Origin of the sequence: uncultured Aquimarina sp., from assembly GCF_947500065.1 — a bacterium.
Lineage (GTDB): Bacteria > Bacteroidota > Bacteroidia > Flavobacteriales > Flavobacteriaceae > Aquimarina.
In genome coordinates this window covers 1-15,963 of the sequence record NZ_CANMQT010000005.1, presented here as the reverse complement: position 1 = coordinate 15,963, position 15,963 = coordinate 1, and the positions used below count along the sequence as shown (strand labels likewise).

At 31.7% G+C, this 15,963-nt stretch carries 17 protein-coding genes; 1 reads left to right on the top strand and 16 read right to left on the bottom strand.

Going from position 1 to position 15,963, the window contains the following annotated elements:
- Positions 1-171: 171 nt before the first annotated feature.
- From Q0975_RS15435 to Q0975_RS15400, 8 genes are all read right to left on the bottom strand, one after another.
- Positions 172-582, bottom strand: a complete 411-nt coding sequence (locus Q0975_RS15435) for a hypothetical protein (protein ID WP_299438247.1) — start codon at positions 580-582, stop codon at positions 172-174.
- A 213-nt stretch (positions 583-795) separates the two neighbouring features.
- On the bottom strand, positions 796-1,326 hold the full coding sequence (locus tag Q0975_RS15430; RefSeq protein WP_299438245.1) for a hypothetical protein: 531 nt from the start codon (positions 1,324-1,326) through the stop codon (positions 796-798).
- Between the two features lie 92 nt (positions 1,327-1,418).
- Positions 1,419-2,207, bottom strand: a complete 789-nt coding sequence (locus tag Q0975_RS15425; protein WP_299438243.1) for a tetratricopeptide repeat protein — start codon at positions 2,205-2,207, stop codon at positions 1,419-1,421.
- A gap of 90 nt (positions 2,208-2,297) precedes the next feature.
- Positions 2,298-3,014, bottom strand: a complete 717-nt coding sequence (locus tag Q0975_RS15420; RefSeq protein ID WP_299438241.1) for a hypothetical protein — start codon at positions 3,012-3,014, stop codon at positions 2,298-2,300.
- Between the two features lie 204 nt (positions 3,015-3,218).
- On the bottom strand, positions 3,219-3,821 hold the full coding sequence (locus Q0975_RS15415; RefSeq protein WP_299438239.1) for an outer membrane beta-barrel protein: 603 nt from the start codon (positions 3,819-3,821) through the stop codon (positions 3,219-3,221).
- Positions 3,822-4,017: 196 nt separating this feature from the next.
- The gene (locus Q0975_RS15410; RefSeq protein ID WP_299438237.1) at positions 4,018-4,605 is read right to left on the bottom strand and encodes a hypothetical protein; all 588 of its coding nucleotides are present in this window, start codon (positions 4,603-4,605) and stop codon (positions 4,018-4,020) included.
- A gap of 204 nt (positions 4,606-4,809) precedes the next feature.
- Positions 4,810-5,472, bottom strand: coding sequence for a hypothetical protein (locus tag Q0975_RS15405; protein ID WP_299438235.1), 663 nt, complete (start codon positions 5,470-5,472; stop codon positions 4,810-4,812).
- 258 nt (positions 5,473-5,730) lie between these two features.
- Positions 5,731-6,618, bottom strand: coding sequence for a LysR family transcriptional regulator (locus Q0975_RS15400; RefSeq protein ID WP_299438233.1), 888 nt, complete (start codon positions 6,616-6,618; stop codon positions 5,731-5,733).
- A 96-nt stretch (positions 6,619-6,714) separates the two neighbouring features.
- Between Q0975_RS15400 and Q0975_RS15395 the strand changes: the two genes are divergently transcribed.
- Positions 6,715-7,677: a haloalkane dehalogenase gene (locus Q0975_RS15395; RefSeq protein ID WP_299438231.1), complete on the top strand. Its 963-nt coding sequence runs from the start codon at positions 6,715-6,717 to the stop codon at positions 7,675-7,677.
- Between the two features lie 242 nt (positions 7,678-7,919).
- Here the strand turns inward: Q0975_RS15395 and Q0975_RS15390 are convergent, their stop codons facing one another.
- The 8 genes from Q0975_RS15390 to Q0975_RS15355 all read right to left on the bottom strand — a co-directional run bounded on the left by Q0975_RS15390 (position 7,920) and on the right by Q0975_RS15355 (position 15,760).
- Positions 7,920-8,342, bottom strand: coding sequence for a hypothetical protein (locus tag Q0975_RS15390; protein WP_299438229.1), 423 nt, complete (start codon positions 8,340-8,342; stop codon positions 7,920-7,922).
- Between the two features lie 754 nt (positions 8,343-9,096).
- Positions 9,097-9,654: a YbhB/YbcL family Raf kinase inhibitor-like protein gene (locus Q0975_RS15385; protein WP_299438227.1), complete on the bottom strand. Its 558-nt coding sequence runs from the start codon at positions 9,652-9,654 to the stop codon at positions 9,097-9,099.
- A 94-nt stretch (positions 9,655-9,748) separates the two neighbouring features.
- Positions 9,749-10,588, bottom strand: coding sequence for an AraC family transcriptional regulator (locus Q0975_RS15380; protein WP_299438225.1), 840 nt, complete (start codon positions 10,586-10,588; stop codon positions 9,749-9,751).
- Between the two features lie 213 nt (positions 10,589-10,801).
- Positions 10,802-12,133, bottom strand: a complete 1,332-nt coding sequence (locus Q0975_RS15375; protein ID WP_299438223.1) for a hypothetical protein — start codon at positions 12,131-12,133, stop codon at positions 10,802-10,804.
- 213 nt (positions 12,134-12,346) lie between these two features.
- The gene (locus Q0975_RS15370) at positions 12,347-12,937 is read right to left on the bottom strand and encodes a hypothetical protein (RefSeq protein ID WP_299438221.1); all 591 of its coding nucleotides are present in this window, start codon (positions 12,935-12,937) and stop codon (positions 12,347-12,349) included.
- Between the two features lie 72 nt (positions 12,938-13,009).
- Entirely contained in the window at positions 13,010-14,281 is a 1,272-nt protein-coding gene (locus Q0975_RS15365; RefSeq protein ID WP_299438219.1) for a reverse transcriptase domain-containing protein, read from the bottom strand.
- An 841-nt stretch (positions 14,282-15,122) separates the two neighbouring features.
- Positions 15,123-15,350: a hypothetical protein gene (locus Q0975_RS15360; RefSeq protein ID WP_299438217.1), complete on the bottom strand. Its 228-nt coding sequence runs from the start codon at positions 15,348-15,350 to the stop codon at positions 15,123-15,125.
- Positions 15,351-15,415: 65 nt separating this feature from the next.
- Complete coding sequence (locus Q0975_RS15355; protein WP_299438214.1) at positions 15,416-15,760, bottom strand: hypothetical protein; 345 nt, start codon at positions 15,758-15,760, stop codon at positions 15,416-15,418.
- Positions 15,761-15,963 lie beyond the last annotated feature (203 nt).

Sequence of the window (15,963 nt, the reverse complement as noted above, 5' to 3'; positions counted from 1 at the left end):
AATGTTACCCTGCTTTTTGATTTTTCCCTGCCTACCTGTCTGATGGCAGGCAGGTGCGCATTGGTTGCTAACTTTTACTTTCTGCAAGCATTGCGCCTCGCCAAAAATACAAGAACCATTCGATTCATCACTTAACTGCTATGATCACATATATGTTGTTAGCCTACGTTTTTATTTACAATTTTCAGAATTCTGTCGGTTTCTAAATTTTCCCCAGAATTCTTTCGGGTTTTTAAAATTCAGATTTACGTTAATTCGTTCCAAGTTGAATCTTAAGTCAGTTATTACATTATGTAATTCAGCTTTATTATTACCGATAAGTTTTATTTCCGCTTTCCAATTGTCCTTCCATTCTCCGAACGATTGGAAATATAGAGTATCATTTGCGATTTCAATTTTTCTCCATTCGGATAATTTAACCCATTCATTTTCCGATGCAACTCTCATCGAGTCTTTTTTGAAATAAACTTCTGTGTATTCACCATTATTACACATAGAATAATTTCCATTAAGTTTTTGCTCATTTTGACAACCAAAGAGCAATGTAGTTATTAAAGTTATATTCCAGAGTTTGAGTTTCATCTAATGTAGGCCAACGTTTAATATATGTGTCGTAGTAGGGTAAATTGTTACCTTGCTTTTCGATTTTTCCCTGCCTACCTGTCTGATGGCAGGCAGGTGCGCATTGGTTGCTAACTTTTACTTTTTGCAAGCATTGCGCCTTCCTAAATATACAATAACCATTCGATTGATCACTTTGCTGCTATGATCACATATATGTTGTTGTGGTTAGTTTTATTTTTTCAGAAACCAAGACTTTTCAGTCAATTCAGATAGGTTATTAGCCGGAATTCCGTTCAATTCAGTCATTTTTTTACAAACTTGATCAAAATCAGCATCTTCATAATATGCCATATCCATTATATGATCAGTTTCTCCAAATCCACCAGCACCAATTAATATCTTGTCAGACATTCTAAATTCATTTGATAATTCTGTCAGTATTTTAAAGAGTTCTTTTGAGATGTTTCTCTCCTCAAAATATAAACTTGAAAACCTTTCTATACTCCCAATACAAATTACTTTTTTATAAATATCAATACTAAAACTATCACCTTCTCCCATTATATACTCGGGTTCTCCATTTTCAGAGGGGATGTGTTTAATCCACCAATTTCCATCTACATTTTTAGTAAATGTCCCGTGTTTTTCCAAATGCAAATATTCGGTTTTTAATCTTTCGAAAACTGTTTTCAGTTTATGCTTTATTTCCTCAACCGAATAATCTTTTTCCTTTGGGATTATACAGTCAATACTTGTTCCCATAATCTATTTTAATTAACCACAACGTTCCTTGTATGTTGCGTTTGCCTGCCGAAGGCGGCATATGTAATATACAAACTGTTAGCGATAGTTTTTCAATTAATATATCCCAACTTGGACGCTTTTTCAAAGTCTTGAGTTGCTTTTTTATCCATGTTCAGTAAAAGCTTGGCTTGAGCTCTGATATAGTAATATTCGCCATTTTTTGGGTCAAGTTTTATAGCATTATTTACGTGCTTTATTACTATTTCAGGTTTATTTAGTTCTAGATAGGATTTAGCTAAATAGTAATAATTGAGTTTTTCATCAGATTTTATTTCAATTGAACTATTCATGTCAGAAATAGTTTTTTCATACTGAGATAAATAATAATAACAAGCACCTCTATTTGTATAAGACCCATAATCTTTAGGTATGATATTTATTTGTTTAGTGTAATTTAATAAAGCATTTTCATAATCTTTTATGTGTAAATAACTATTTCCAAGACCATAATAGACATCTTTATTTTTAGGTTCAATTTTTGAAGCGATTAAATAATCATTTATAGCACTTTTAAATTCCTTTAAAAACTCATTAGCAATTCCTCTTCTGATGAAAAAATTAGCATTAGTAGAATCTATTTCAATAGCTTTAGAAAAATCCTCTCTAGCCCCTTTGAAATCACCTAATTTACCTTTAGCACGTCCTCTTTCATAGTACATTTTAGAGATGCTATCAGATCTGTTTTTGTCTATTTCATTTGAATAAAACTTTAAAGCTTTTTTGTTTTTCCTTATTTCAGACCTCTTTCTCTTGTCGGGATAAATTTCAATTTCTTGAGAAAATGTAATTGAAAAAACACTTAAAAATAGTACTGATATTATTAAATTCTTGTATTTCAAATCTTCTTATTTGATTATCGCTAACGTCTCTTGTATGTTGCGTTTGCCAGCCGAAGGTGGCATATGCAATATACAACCTGTTATGCCTTTTTATTTTATTTTTTCTAATAACAATTTTTTGATGCTATCTTGTAGATACCCTTCATATTCCACTTTACTTTCCAAACCCGTTTTTTTACCATTAAAATTAGATTTTATCGACATTTTATCATCACCAAGAAAAGTAATCTCGATATAAGAAGCATTTTCTTCTAAACCATGCCTTCTTGACCTTGACAGAATAAAAAACCATAATGATTGTCCAGCTCTTAGTCTTTCATCAAGTCCTGCTTTTCTCATTTTTTTAATCAATCTTATAGCATCTTCTCCTTTTGGTTTCCAATTATCAGAAAAACTTCTATAAAACTCTTCAATTGAATTCCAGCTCTCAATAAATTCCCCTTTTATTCCTTCTCCCTTTTCATAATATTCAGCAAGTAAACCAAATTCTATTTCAGGGAATTGGTTTTTCATTTTAGATGGCATTGATTTTTTAAATACCCAATCCAATATAATTTCTCCAATTCTTTTTACGTCGACACTAAATATTTCAAATATTGCGCAATTGTCCCATTCAAAAGCGCATTTATAAATTTTTTCATATCCATACAATGAGATTGTACAACTTCTCATTTCATTTTTTAAGAAAAGATCATATGTAGAGGAGAAGGGCTCTGGTTGGGCAACAAGTGCATTCCTTTCTAATTTAATTAATTCGGGGTAACTATTATTTAATTTTGTTTGTAATAGTTCTAATTCCTTACTCATTTCGATCTGAGATTTGTTTTAATTAGGCATAACGTTTAATATATGTGTCGTAGCAGTGCAAAATGTTACCTTGCTTTTCGGTTTTTCTGCGCATTGGTTGCTAACTTTTACTTTTTGCAAGCATTGCGCCTTACCAAAAATACAACAACCATCCGATTGATCGCTTTGCTGCTATGATCACATATATGTTGTTGTAGGTAGTTTTTATATTCGATATCCAAGTCCAAATTTTAATAGATTTACGTTTGTATTATACTTTGAGTTAATGATTGGGGGTTCACGACTTAAAATTATGTAATCAAATTGAGCTTGTATAAATATCTTTTTAGTTATGTCATATTGTAAACCTGCATTTAAGTCAATTCCACTTTGAGAGTTATTTACACTAAAACCATCTCTAAATCCACCGTTACCTGACAAAAATGCTATTTCATCATCGGAAACCGAAGATTTAAAAATCATTGAAGTGTATCCAATTCCGACAAATGGATGAAATCTGTATAAATTCAGTTCGGCAAAGAATTTGGGCTGTAATAAATAAGATTTTATTTTTAAGTCTCCATAAAACCGAGTGAGTTCTGAATTACTTTTAAAATAACCTGCATTAATTGATATTCCAACAGCAATTTTTCTAGAATTTATAAATCTATATTTAGCTCCTATGTCGATAATTCCATTATAATTATCTGCTATAAAATTATTATCGAATGGATAAGGAAAATTCAATTCAGCACTAAATTTGGAATCTTGGGAAAATGTTTTAATCGCAAATGCAATTAGAAATATTGTAATAAATGTTCTTTTCATATAGTTTGGGTCAAAATTATCTACAACGCCAAATATATGAATCGGAGAAAGGCAATTAAGCCAGAACCAATTGATCTATCTGCGCATTTTTATTTCTTATTCAATTTATAAAAATCTAGCGCCATTGCAAAAGTAAATGGCCTTTTGATCTGGCACTAAATTGCTCTGATTTTATATATAATGTTAGAGATATTTTTTACCAATTAGCTTTTTTATCTTTTAACTTTTCAGGGACAAGTTCTCTTTTATATATATAATGATAATAATAGTTTTTCTTAAAAGGTGCTTTTCTGACTAAATGCAATGTATCTCCTTCCATCAACGCTTGATAGTAATACTTATCCATACTTCCTCCAATGGATACATTTGACTTTAGAAAATATTCAATCTCAAATTCTTTAGAACCTATTGTATAAAAGCCTTGACTTCCAAAATCTATATCGCCTTCACCAGTTTCAATAAATTTAGTTTTATTATCATCTAGAGGATGATAACTGAAACTTAAAACATGACCACTATCAAAAAACCATAAAATTCCTGATCCATTATTTGATTTTTTTTCATTGTTGTAGTCATAAAAGAAGCTTTCATTAGTAAAGGAGTATTGTAGTCGATACCAATATTGAGTATCTAAAACTCTTTTAATTCCTTCGTTAGGGATGTTTTTTAATGTCCAATGTTTTTCGTTAACCTTATACCTACCATTTTCTTCTATCGCTCCAAAATAAGTCGAACAAGAAATTGAAATAAGCCCTAAAACTAAAATTAGTATTCTGTTTCTCAAGATCGATTCGTTTTTTTAGTAATTATCTCTAACGTTTAATATATGTGTCGTAGCAGGGCAAAATGTTACCTTGCTTTTCGATATTTCTACGCATTGCGTGCTAACTTTTACTTTCTGCAAGCATTGCGCCTAACCAAAAATACAACAACCATTCGATTCATCACTTAGCTGCTATGATCACATATATCGTGTTATGATCTTTTTTTAATAGTTTTCTATTCTCCATTCCAAATCAATATTGTCCAAATCCACATCAGGGTAATTAAATTCCGATTTCATTGTTTCCAGATCAAAATTCCTTTTTTTTGGATCGATAATTAACCAAAGTGTATCATCGATTTCTTCTATATTGTCCGTGATAATCTTCTTTAGATTACTTTGTAAATGTTCACTATAAATTAGTCCAACTGAAAACCCCTCTAACATTCCTCCCCAAGGATATGTAATTTTAAAAACATTTTTCCTGAAGTTCAAAAGATTATTGAACATCCATTTAATGTCTACAGGTCTCGATATTCTACTTTCAGGAGGCTTTTTATATAATTCCTTAATTTTATTTAGTGCTCTATTGGCAACTTCATTATTTTCTTTATATTCTCTGTCGTACAAAAATTCGCTTTGTTCAAAATATTGAACATTAGTTAGTTTGTTTAAATGTTGAGATCGACTCAACTTTTCTTTTTCTCCAAGAATTGAGTATTTAATTTGGATAAGTGGATTCACGTATTTTTTCGTAAGACCGAACGCTTCCAGTAATGCTTCTAATTGTTTTAACCTTATTTGACTTGGTTTATCATTAATTCTATTAGGGCTTGACCAAAGATATTGATAGTCAAGGTATTTATATAGCAGGTCTTTTCCAGTCATTAATTTATATTGATCATAACGTTTAGTATATGAAAAGTAGGGCAATTGATGAACAATTACTTTCAGTTTTGCACTTAGCCATATTTTTCATTTTATTTTTTCTAAAATACAAATTAAAAATAGGGCGGACTTTGCAAATAAGCACAAGCCTTTATTTTAGCAATTATCGCCCTATTTTTTATATACATTGTTATCTTCTGTTGCGACCTATTTGAGTAAGCACGTTATAGTTCGTTTCAAAGATATTCATATAAAATTCTATTGTTTAAAATCCTTTTTGATTTGGTCAATAAACGAATTTTCTATTTCCGTTATTTTGTCGAGACTTGCGATAAACCAATCTCTTTGTCCTTGATTAGCCTTAAAAGGAATAATTTTCAAGTCGCTATTTTTCATAAATGGTGTAACTGCCCATTTTGCCATAACCGAAATTCCTAAATTAGCACTAACTAATTGTATAATGGCCTCGGTCAATTGCACTTTTTGAATAGAATTTACCAAATTAATGTCATTCTGTAGAATATTGGTCAAAACGTAATTTTTCTCTTCGGGAATATCATATAGGATTAGGTTTTGTTTTTTAAGGTCGGACAGTTCAAGTCTCTCAAAATCTATTAAATCATTTTCTTTTGAAAGAATAACGACCATTTCATCAGTTATTAAGGGTTCAAAGTTTATTGATGGGTTATTTGATTTACTACTTACAATAGCCATATCAATCTTGCCTTCGGCAAGATATTGAAGTGGTTCTTTTGTAGCCTCAATATTAATCTGAACGTTGATTTCAGGATTATCTTTTCTATATTCTTGAACAACTTTTGGTAACCAATGGTAGCAGGTATAACATTCGGTCGTCAAACGGATTTTCTTCTTTTTACCTTTTTTTAATTCGTCAAGTTCGGCATTGAGTAGGTTAAAGGAAGTTAGCAATTTTTCAGAAGCCCTATATAGTATTTGCCCAGTTTCTGTAAGCATCAATTTTTTGTTCAATCGGTTAAAAACTTTGAGACCTATTTCTTCTTCCAACTTTTTTAATTGATGGCTCAATGCTGGTTGTGAAAGGAACAATTTCTCAGAAGCTTTCGTTACAGAACCTTCTTTTACAATCACATTGACCAGTTTTAAATTTCTTAAAGACACATTCATTATTCGGTAATTTTATTGATATTATAAAATTAATTCATTTTTTTAATATTACCAAAGAAAATACCTTTGACTCATAGAATTTAAACACAAAAAGTTATGACACATACGATTCAAATTTTAGGTAATAAAAACATCATTTTATTATCTGCATTTATTTTAACATTAATCTTTAACACAAACGTTATGGCACAAAAAAGCAAAGCAACATCAAATTATTACGAAGTGTACGATAGTAAGATGCACGTACTTGAATACGGAAAAGGGGAAGGAAGTCCAATTCTCTTTTTACACGGAAACCCTTCCAACAGTTTTTTATGGCGAAACATCACTCCTTATGTAGAAGGAACTGGGCACCACATTATTGTTCCGGATCTTATCGGTATGGGAAAATCTGATAAGCCTACAATTGATTATACCTATATGGAACAGTATGCCTATGTAGAAAAGTTAATCGAGCAAATGGAACTTAAAAATATAACACTCGTATTGCATGATTGGGGTTCAGGACTCGGATTCAATTACTTTGCAAACCATCAAGACAATGTAAAGGCGATTGTTTTTATGGAAGGAATAATACAAGATATAGGTACTTATTTTGATGAGGGTACACAAGCTTTTTTTAAGAAATTAAGAGGCAAGGATGGTTACAAAATGATAGCGGAAGACAATGTTTTCTTAAATGAAGTTTTACCAACCTGGGTGGTTAGAGGATTGACCGAAGATGAATTGAACGCCTACAAAGCTCCTTTCCAAACTGTTGAAAGTAGAAAACCTATTTGGAAATTTGTTTCACAAGTACCATTCGATGGGAAACCAGAATTGACATCTGCAATAGTAAAAAACTATAGAGAGCAATTACAGAAGTCAGAAATTCCAAAATTATTTTTTTATGCAGAGCCTGGTGCATTTATGCCAGAACAAGTTCGTAACTGGATTATTGAGAATATTCCGAATATGGAAGTTGTCAATATAGGTTCAGGAACGCACTTTATTCAAGAGGACAACCCAGACTTGATTGGTCAAAAAATCAAGGAATTTATTTTAAAACTTGAAGATTAAAAGTTCGATTTAAATCCGATAATTTTGTTATGTCCCAAATTCCGTGTGTTTTTGGGATGTTTTTGTTTTATTTCGAATGTTTTTTTCTAGCAATTGAAGATAACGGTTGGGCTATGGTTTCGTTGCGGAATCGTCCGCTAGGACATTCCGAGAATACCAAGCCTTCATTGCAAGGTAGGAATTTTCAGAGAAAAGTTCCGCCGCAATGAATTATAGCCGTTGTTGTAGCACGTTTTTTATATTTAGTCAGTATGGTTAATATTAAAGGTCATAGTTTTAGTGTTATAACTTTCAAAAATCCAAGAACCTTTCTTTTCCATATAATTTATTTCCAATTCCGTAGGTTGAAAAGGGATATGATCAAATTCAACAGAATCAAGGACAAAAGTTCCTATTTCTTGACATTGCGCCTGAAATAATTTTTCATCATTGACTAATTTATCATAATCCATTGAGTTGATTATTTCAACTAAAATATATTGTCTTTTTTCCGTGATTTCCCCATTAGTTTTAGTTTCCGTTTGTTTGAAATCCACATGAACTAATTCCGCGTTATATTTTTCGGCAAAATATTTTTCGGTTTCGGTCATTTCATTTTCCCCAGAGGAACACGCAAAAGCAGTGATAAAAAATACAAATATTAAAAGTAATTTACTTGTTTTCATAATGTGCTACAACGTTCAAAGCTATGATGCGGCATAGAAAATTCGGTAGAATTTTCGGCTGGTCATAGATCATTCTAAGTTAGTATTTATTTTCGGTTTGGGGAATGCTTTTGCTGAATTATAGGTGTTGTTAGAGGCAGTTGCGATGCATAAACGAGCGAAGGAAACCCTCCGTTTCGCCGTATTGCTTAGATCTACTTGCTCCATATCGCCGTATTGCTCCGTTGCGCTACAAGAGTAAGAAGGTTTCCCTCCGTGCTGCTCCGTTTCGCCTTAAGAGTGAGGTTAATTATAACCTAATTGAGCAATTGACTCTAACGTTCAAAGCTATGATGCGGCATAGAAAATTCGGTAGAATTTTCGGCTGGTCATAGATCATTCTAAGTTAGTATTAATTTTCGGTTTGGGGAATTCTTTTGCTGAATTATAGGTATTGTTAGAGGCAGTTGCGATGCATAAACGAGCGAAGGAAACCCTCCGTTTCGCCGTATTGCTTAGATCTACTTGCTCCATATCGCCGTATTGCTCCGTTGCGCTACAAGAGTAAGAAGGTTTCCCTCCGTGCTGCTCCGTTTCGCCTTAAGAGTGAGGTTAATTATAACCTAATTGAGCAATTGACTCTAACGGTTAGTATAATAGCAGTAGCGGATTAATTGTACTAGTCTTTCGTGTACAATATACTTATTTAAAAGCAATAGCGGTTCGAGTTTGCGCCCGAACCGCTATTGCTTTTATACCTTGTTAGAGACAGTTTTTATTTCGTACTTCTTTGATAATAAGTAACAATACTCGCCTTAGCCAATGTATTATTCCATAAGTAATATCCAACTACGGCAGGATTTGTACTTTCATTTAGACCAAGTTTATCTGTTTTAAGTGCGTAAACTGTAATTACATATTGGTGTAAACCGTGTCCTTCAGGAGGGCAAGGTCCACCGTAACCATTCGCTCCATAATCTGTAATACTCTGAATAACGCCTTCAGGTGTTAAGTTTAGTTCTGTATTTCCAGCTCCTGACACTAATTCGTTAGTGCTTACTGGAATATCAAATACTACCCAATGCCACCATCCACTACCAGTTGGTGCGTCTGGGTCGTACATAGTTACTGCAAAACTTTTAGTTCCTGCAGGAGCATTTTTCCAAGATAACTGAGGGGATTGATTTTCACCTGTACAGCCAAAGCCATTGAATTCTTCATTAATTGTAGCTTGTCCTCCTAAGTCATTACTTGATAAAGTAAATGTGTTTTGTCCGAAAACAGAGGTTGAAAAAGCAATTAATACCGTTAAGATTTGAAATGATTTCATCATAATATTTGTTTTAATTATTAATTTATGATGCAAATTTAAACAGCAATTCAGGTTCTGTGTTAAGCAGAAAAGTTCAAAAAGTATTGATAAAAGTTCAACTTAATTGGTATTGTTTTGGGGTAACTCCGAATTTTGATTTAAAAGCTTGAATGAAGTTTGAAAGGTTTTCATATCCAATTTCTTCAAAAATATCCGAAGGTCTTTTTGATTCGTTTTTTAGAAGAAAAGCTGAGTGTTGGAGTCTTTTATCTTGAAACCACTTGCTAGGTGAGCTCTTAAAGTTTTTCTCAAACTCTCTCTTGAAAGTGGATACACTCATATTTGATAAAAATGAAAGCTCTTTTATTGTGAGTTTATTGAGTTTATTGCTTTCAATTGTTTGAATGAACTTTTGATTTTGATTATCGCTATTATTACCCAAAGAATAAAGAAAATCTAAACCTTTCAAGTCTACAAGGTAAAGCATTATTTCCTCGAGTTTTGTTTTCAACATATTTTCTTGAATCGACTTAGAAAGTTTCGATATATCTAAAAGGCTTTCAACAAATCTTTTGATAAACGAATCATACTTGAACGAATAAGTTGAGTACAGTTTTTTAGAATTAGAAGTTTCTAATTTGAATTTTCGCAAAAATTTAAAAACTTCTTCATCTGAAAAGAAAAATAGAAGACTGCGATAGTGTTCTGAATCATTAGAGAGCTTCTCTGTCATTAAACAATGTCCAGATTTCATTAATAGAAATTGAGAATTATCTATCGCATATGCCGAATTATCAAAAAACACTTCTTTAGTTCCTTCTAGGAGAAAGCTGAACGTATTTTTATTTAATAAGATTTGTTGTTTGGATATTTCCGTGATGCTTTCATAATCATAAACCACAACAGACTTAGAAGAACTCAAAATTAATTCGTCTGGTAATGTAATAGTTTTCATTGGGTTATGTAATTGTCTCTAACGTCTCGTATAAGAAACGTATGGCAGGTGATAAGCGATACGTTTCGGATTGGTACTAAGCCAAATATAAATATTTTGTTTTTATCCTTTTTCGTAAATACCAAATTTTATATTTGGCGACTTTGCAAATAAATACAGACCTTTCGATTTAGCAAAAATGCCCTATGTTTTTTATACATTGTTAGCAACTTTTTATGGTTCAAATGGCATAGCATATTTTCCGTTATGCATTTCGCTAAGAATTTCGTGTACATTTATCTGCCAACGAATCATCTCATTATTCGCTATGTCTGGTAAGCTGTAAGGAATAAAAATTCTAGCATATTTACCACTGTAGATAGAGTTCTGAATTCCATATGCAATAAAACCAAAGTCTTTTTCTTGAAAACTCAGTCTCTCATAGTAGTCTTTAAATTTTCTTCTAAATAATTCAAACTCAATTACAGCTACAGCTTCCCCATTCTGACCCTGCGCGTTACTTTTAAAAATAGCTTCTTTAGTTAAGAGAATTTTATAAATTTCACTTAATTGTAATACAGATTGAATCGAAAAATTGATTTTTTCATCATATAGATTTGATGATTTGTAAGTTTTTAAATTTTCAGTTAAGCGCTTTTTTAAATTTTCAAAGTCACTAAGTCCAGTTTGAGTAAAATTTAGAGATAGAACTAAATCTTGTAGTGTATTAATTAAATAATCTGGAATGTTTATATTGTCATCATTGGTAATTCTTAACTTAATCATTCCATCAATGTCATATGTTTTACCATCAATATCTTGAACTCCAGAAACTAATTCTGTTAATTGTGATATTTTCTTAAATAAGTAACCAGCAACACTTGGGTTTATAAACTCGTTTTGAACTGCTGCATTTATAGGAATGTATATTGGTATTTTGGAACTTAGAAGTCTATTGTTGTCATCTGTACTTTGTTTAAAAGTATATTCTACATTATTTAATGGAATGTCATAATCCTTATTAAAGAACAGTATTTCCTCATCTTCATTTTGTGCAGATAATAATTGGTTAACAAGATTTACATATGGTACACCTTCTACCATCTGATTTAAGAATTTATCCAATGTGGAATTAATAGCATCTTCGTTATCTTGTTTTTCAATTATTTCACATTTTAATTGTAAAAATTTAATGTTTTTGAGGTTTACTCCAGATGCGAGAGTTTGGTTTGTTAGAATTTGCTTTTTTTGTTTATTATCAACACGATTTTCAACTATATCTTCAATCAAGTATGAATAAGAACGTGTAGGCTTTTCTCCTTTTTCCTCAAATAAATCTATTCTAAAATTGACAAAATAGTCTTTCTTTTTGGGTACAAAATAAACTATTGAATCTAATTTTATGCTTACTTTATTTGAAGAACGAGTGATAGAGTTTACAGATTTAGCAAACTGAACATAATTCCCCTTTTTATAATTTATTTTTCCATCAAGACCTTCGGGAAGACTTTGAGAAAAACTACTTATTGTAGAAAACAGTAATAATCCTAAAATAATTTTTTTCATATTGTTGGTTTTAATTGTTGCTAACGTTTAGCTATGCGTAGTGCGGGAGCAAAAAATCACAGTTTTTCGAGCCAGCACTTAGCCAAAGTTTATGTTTTGTTTTTATATTTTCTAAAATACTAAATTTAATACTTTGGCGACAAACCAAATAAGTAATAACTTTTAGATCAATCCCAAACCCCGCATTAGCGCATAGGTGTTGTTACCCATAGTTTACTTAATCAGTCCCACTTTGAGAATTTCTTTGTTTTCGTAATTTCCATTATCTATTATTTGGTAAACTCTTTTTTTAAAAGATTTTAGTTCTGCCAAAGATTGAGTCAATTGATCAAAGAAATCAGCTTTTTCAAATACCATTTTAGTTGTAATATCTTTTGAAGCAGGATTATCGTCATAATATTCCGAAAACTCAATTTTATCATCTGTTAAACGGTAGAATACAGATGGGTGTCCAATCCATATTTCTTTCCAATCATTAGATTGTTCTATCAATACTTTCTCCCAATTTTGGTAATCGTTTAATTCACTACAACATTGATGTTCAATTATCAAATCGTTATGTTCAATTCTTAGCCCTCCGTCTAGAGGAACTAATTCCTCCTCGTAATTATTAGATTCAATTTCATCAATATGCGATTCAATAGTTTTTTCAATTAATTCATTGGAGATTTTTGAAATCAAAACCTCATTATTATAATTGTCAACTTTTAAAAGGGAACCATTTTTAACAGCACTCTTATATAAGTCCATGTAATTCCATTCTTCTTGAATTGGATCAGAATATAATATAAAATTGAGAGTCATTTTTAATTATGGGTAACGTCTCTTGTATGTTGCGTTTGCCTGCCGAAGGCGGCGTATGCAATATACAAATTGTTAGGTGGCGTTTTTTGTTCTTTTCTGTTTTAGTAAATCTGCACATTTAGGGATTCCAGATTTTTGTCGTTGCTTATCGGATAAACATTCCCTTGTTTTTCCACCCATTCGTCTGTATTTGTATGGTATAGTTCCCTTTGACGAAGGCGTAAATTTCCATTCAAAATTCTTTAGAGCTAAAAATAAATGACGATTAATAAAAATGTCTAATTCTTCTGAAAATCTCTCCACCTCAGTGTAGTAAAATGCAGAAACCCAACCGTCATAAACGTTAGAAATCTTCTTTAATAAAGTCAAAACATTATATTCCACTTTTCCATTGCATATATCTCTTATTTTACTTTTTAGTCTATCAATATTACTTTTTGAAGGATAAAAAACCTTACCATTAAAAGTAATTGATAAAAAATCAAAAGTTGAAGTTTTTAAATCCACTATTTTAGTTTTGTCACCTTCTGACAAGGGATGAATTTTTAGTCCTAGTTTTTTGAGTATTAATTCGCAATCATCAAATGCTTTTTTACACTCTTTTTCATTAGAACATAAAATGACAAAGTCATCTGCATACCTAACTAAATTGTAATTTTTGCTTTTTATATATGTGTCAAATGGCGATAAGTAAATATTAGATAGAAGTGGTGATAATGGATTTCCTTGTGGTATTCCATCGTTTAAATCTTGAAAATAATGTCGTTGCTTTTTTTGAATACTTTCTAATCCTCCAATTTCTTGATTCAATACAGATTCTATTAAATTATTTAAGCTATCATCTGGTAATTGTGGGAATATTTGTTTTGTAAGTAATACGTTCTTATCTACTTCTCCAAAAAAATTAATTAAATCTGCTTCAAGAACGACTGGGTTGCCTTTATCATAAAGTTCTTTAATTTTTTCAATAGCGTTTTTGACACCCAGTTTTTTTTGGTAAGCAAAGCTTACGCCATCACTTTTTGAAATGGTTTTTGCAAATTGATTTTCTAATTCTATTGCAATGGCTTTTAAAACTAGTCTGTCGGCAATTACTGGAACTTGTAAAGGTCTAAACTTCCCATTAGATTTTGGAATCAGAACAGCTCGGTTAGCTGAAAATGAGTAGGTATTGTCTCTTAATTTTTTAGAAATTGAAGATATTTTGTCATCAAGATTATTTGCGAAATCTTCTATTGAAATGTTATCTAGTCCATGAGAGGATTTATTGGTTCTGTTTAGTTTTCCCCACGCATCTAAAAGCTTTTCTGGGGATGATATTTTATATAGTAATGATTTTTTCATCTATTCTTGTGTTGCAAAGACCGTTTGGAAGACAAGTAGTTGTCCGTATGACAGCTCCTCACAATATAGACACAGAACCCCTTAAGGTTAAATAGAGCCAAACGAGGTAAATCGTTCTGACAAAATATCTCAAAAGATGTTCTAGGGCAATCCTGACGATAGGTTTATGAGTGAGCCTAAAGTCTAACGCAAACTTGACATTAAATTCAAGCGTTTTCTCATTGGCGTTCTGGACGGCATTTTTTTGGATTGTCCGCTGACGCCTAAATTGATGGTGTAATATGTACTCATTTCATTCAAATTTAAGGTTTTTTCTGACTTTTGCAACTTTTTTACATTTTTTGCAGAAAATTTGACTGCTGCCCTGCGCTCTCTGCTCTTAAAAGAGCTTGATACCATTGATTCCATTGGCTTTGTGCTGTCATACACAACGGCATCAAACGAGAAGCACACAGAACCACTTAAGGTTAAATAGAGCCAAACGAGGTAAATCGTTCTGACAAAATATCTCAAAAGATGTTCTAGGGCAATCCTGACGATAGGTTTATGAGTGAGCCTAAAGTCTAATCCAAATATTATTATATCAATGAACTTATTTTCTGGAAGTTAAGTGTCAATTTTTATACCAATGTTGAAACTATGACAGAGTGTCTTTTTTATGACACCTAACGTTTAATATATGTGTCGTAGCAGAGCAAAATGTTACCTTGCTTTTCGATTTTTCTGCGTAGTGATTGCTAACTTTTCCATTCTGCAAGCATTGCGCCTTACCAAATATACAAGAACCATTCGATTCATCAAGGATCTGCTATGATCACATATATGGTGTTAGCGCATCGTTTTATTTTCGGAGATCTTTTTCAGTCATTTCTGAATTATATCTTTTCCCATCCTTATCAAAACACCAAACATTTGAGACTTCCTTGAGTTCAGGTAAATTCTCTTTATTCAGTTTGACTTTTTGTTTAATAATTCGTCTAAATTTTCTATTTGCGTCTTGCTTGTTTTCCTTTTCTGATTTCGCTGTTGTATTTCCGTGAATTTTAGTTTTCTGTTTCGATCTACTCATAGTTCCTTCATTTTAATTCGTGACTTTTGTAATTATACACAGTGAGTTAGCATCGTATTGAATACTCAGTTCTCCATATTGTTAATCCATTTTTGCATTTTCTTGGTAAATGGAATTTGATCTGATTTATTAATCATCTCAAGCATAAGTTTTTTAAATCCCTCATTCCATTCAATTCCTTCTTGTTTACTTAACATCTCAACATGATAAGGCCAACCCATGGCTCTTTCTTCAATTTTATATTCGATCGCGATAAATTCATCAAGCAATTTCGTCCAATGAGGCTCACCTGTTTTTCCGAAATCGGCCCCATGCATGAAGGAAACGATATTATCTCTAGTCACATCAGGTAAATACATAGACATCCGGTAGAGAAAATGAATCATTTTTTCTGTTTCAAATCTTTTCATTTTTTTATATGATCGCTAACGTTTAGCTATGCGTAGTGCGGAAGCAAAAAATCACTGTTCTTCGATCCAGCACTTAGCCAAAGTTTATGTTTTGTTTTTATATTTTCTAAAATACTAAATTTAAATCTTTGGCGACAAACCAAAATAGGCAATATCTTTTCGATTAAGCTTAAACTCCGCATTATCGCATAGGTGTTGTTCTA